The 391-nt window shown below is 56.0% G+C and carries 1 protein-coding gene and 1 pseudogene; both read right to left on the bottom strand.

The window, feature by feature from the left end:
• Positions 1 to 116, bottom strand: a 116-nt coding sequence (locus AF337_RS45745; protein WP_425287905.1) for a TadE/TadG family type IV pilus assembly protein, incomplete at its 3' end; no start/stop codon positions are given.
• Positions 110 to 391, bottom strand: a pseudogene (locus AF337_RS29690) (TadE/TadG family type IV pilus assembly protein); the annotation flags it as partial. The gene AF337_RS45745 and the pseudogene AF337_RS29690, both read right to left, overlap by 7 nt.

Below are 391 nucleotides of genomic sequence, written 5' to 3'. Positions count from 1 at the left end.
GACTCGATGAAGGCGACGAATACCAGCATGACGATCGGAAAGGTCAGCAATGCTTCGACAAGGCTGACACCACTGCTATCCTGCCAGAATGTCTTGATCGCCCTAGAGGTCACCATCCGATATATCTCTCTTCGTGGGAGGAACTGATCGTGATGGCACCGATTCCCAGAAAGCCGAACACTGGCGAGTTCTTGTAGAGATGAGCAGTGGAAAGGGTGATGTTCCCGTCTGCATCGGGTGCAGTGATGGTGATGTCGGAAGGATCCTTCCAGTCGGGGACGCGGGGTTGAGCGTTTGCCGCAGGTGTTTGCGTTCCGTAAAAGGCGATCGTCTTCGCCGTCGCCTGATTGCATGTCGGCACATAGGTTCCCGACACCGGTCGGCACCGCGA

Source organism: Rhizobium ecuadorense (assembly GCF_001187535.1).
Taxonomy (GTDB): domain Bacteria; phylum Pseudomonadota; class Alphaproteobacteria; order Rhizobiales; family Rhizobiaceae; genus Rhizobium; species Rhizobium ecuadorense.
Note: the sequence above shows the minus strand (reverse complement) of the source record. Positions and strands in the feature narration are given on the sequence as shown.